The sequence below is a fragment of the Candidatus Sordicultor fermentans genome, assembly GCF_012728195.1.
GTDB classification, from domain to species: domain Bacteria; phylum Atribacterota; class Atribacteria; order Atribacterales; family Caldatribacteriaceae; genus Sordicultor; species Sordicultor fermentans.
Genome location: NZ_JAAYFP010000130.1, coordinates 1 through 2,374, shown reverse-complemented (window position 1 = coordinate 2,374; position 2,374 = coordinate 1). Strand labels below are relative to the sequence as shown.

At 38.3% G+C, this 2,374-nt stretch carries 2 protein-coding genes; both read left to right on the top strand.

The genetic code is table 11. The annotated features are described in order from the left end of the window. Nucleotides 1-205: 205 nt before the first annotated feature. Nucleotides 206-1,720 (top strand): IS21 family transposase, encoded by a 1,515-nt coding sequence (gene istA / locus GXZ17_RS06955; RefSeq protein ID WP_409376569.1) that lies wholly within the window; start codon nt 206-208, stop codon nt 1,718-1,720. Further along, nucleotides 1,717-2,374: IS21-like element helper ATPase IstB (gene istB / locus GXZ17_RS06950; RefSeq protein ID WP_409376568.1), on the top strand; the 658-nt coding region annotated here is incomplete at its 3' end. The genes istA and istB, both read left to right, overlap by 4 nt.

Genomic DNA, 2,374 nt, shown 5'->3' with positions numbered 1-2,374 from the left:
TAGAATAGAAATGCAGCACAGCGGAAGTTAAAAAGTACAGCAGGAAATAGAAACTCCATTGCCATGTGTTTGGTAAAATAAAAATACAAAGAGTTGCAAAAATAAAATGCAATAAAAAAGATGAAAAAAGTCATTGTTAGCATCCCTGAAATAAACTACCCTTTGGTGATCAAAACTAAAGGGTGTAAAGAAAGGAATATTAACAATGACTCAAGTTAAGCGTATCAGAAAACTGTATTACAGTAAAGGGAAAAAGGTAACAGAAATTGCCAAAATTACTGGACATAACTACAGAACAGTGGTGAAGTATCTGGAAAAGGATGACTTCAATAAAAGAATTGGAGATGAGAAAGAGGAGAGAAGAGGTCGACCCTCAAAGATTGACCCAGTCATTCCCCTCATCAAGGAATGGCTGGAAAAAGATAAAACTGCTCCTCGCAAACAAAGACATACCGCTCGGAAGATATTCACCAGATTAGAAGAAGAACATGCTGATTTACTGGAGGTAAGCTACAGAACAGTAGCCAATTATGTCAGGAAAGTAAAGAAAGAAATGTATAAAGATGAACAGGGATATCTTCCTTTAGAACATCCCGGAGGGGAAGCTCAGGTTGACTTTGGACAGGCTATCTTTTATGAAAGAGGGAAATTGATTAAAGGCCATTATCTCAACCTCTCTTTCCCCTATAGTAATGGAGGCTATACCCAGTTATTCAAAGGAGAAAACCAGGAATGTCTCCTCACTGGATTGAAGAGGATATTTGAGCATATAAAAGGTGTTCCCTATAAAATATGGTTTGATAATCTTTCTGCTGCTCTGGTTATAGGTAAAAGAGGAGAGAGAACCCTGGTAGAACAGCTGGAAAGATTTGCCCTTCATTATCGATTTGAAGTAAATTTCTGTAATCCTGGAAAGGGACATGAGAAAGGTAATGTGGAAAATAAAGTGGGCTATGGGAGAAGAAACATGTTTGTTCCCCCTCCTCACTTTGAAGATGTAGAGGAATACAATAACCATCTCCTGGAATTAGGAGACCGAGATATGCAAAGACTCCACTATAAAAAAGGAGAGACCATAGCCCAACTCTTTGCTCAAGAAAAAGAATTCATGTTTCCCCTTCCCTCTCAAGAGTTTGAAGTAGGCCGAATCAAAACTGCCTTAGCTAATAAATATGGTAAAGTAGAGCTGGAAACCAATTTTTACTCTACTTCTCCTTCCTATGCTGGGGAGGAAGTCATCCTGAAGATAACTGCCGATAAAGTCATAATCATGGATAAGCAATTTAATACCCTGGTCATCCACGATAGGATATATGATAAAGGTAAGGAATCAATGAAGTGGTATCCCTATCTGGAAGTTATGGCTAAAAGACCTCAAGCTATCAAGTATACCCGCTTCTTTAATGAGCTCCCTCTTATGTGGAAGAATTACTTAGAGAGTCAGGATAGGGAGAGAAAAAAGCTAACCATTACTACTTTGATGAAAATGATGGAAGGAGATGATGAAGAAGAACTGATAAATGCTACTCGTGCTTTAGAAGAGACTTTGAGACGGGGGGTCAGTGATATAGATAGTGTTCTCGTTACCTACTATAGGATTAAAAACCAAGGTAACCCCATAAAAGAAATAGAAGTTCCAGATTTAGTTCCCCCGGTCAAAGAGTATCAAGTGGATATAGGGGTATATGACTCTCTATACCGGAAGGAGAACTATCCATGAATGAAATGGTAATAGAAAATATTAAACAGTATTGTAAGGAGTTGAAATTAGGAAGTTATATAGTAAAAAACCTCTCTACTGTAGAAGCAGACAGTCAGGAAGAATTCCTAGCCCGGGTATTGGAGATGGAAGTGAAACACCGGGAAGCAGAGAGAAAAAATAGATACTTAAAACAAGCTGGATTTGATGTCCTTAAAACCTTTGCCGATTACACTTTTGACCAGATAGAAATACCAGGAAGCATAGGAAGAGAAGACCTAAAAAATGCTACATTTGTAGAGAAGAAAGAAAATCTAATTCTCTATGGACCAGTAGGAACCGGTAAAACTCATCTGGCCACTGCCCTGGGAGTAGCAGCTTGTATGATGAATGGTAGAAAGGTTAAATTCTATAGTACAGCTGCCCTGGTGAATGAGCTCATTGATGCCCAAAGTAATGGAATGTTAAAGAAGTTCTTAAAGCCTATAGAACAAGCAGATCTATTGATATGTGATGAATGGGGTTATATCCCTCTGGATCTGGAGGGAGCTAAACTCCTCTATCAGGTCATAGCAGATTGTTATGAGAAGAAGAGCATAATACTAACCACTAATCTGGAATTCAGTAAGTGGAACAGTATCTTTTTTGATGAGAAGCTCACTAATGCCATTATAG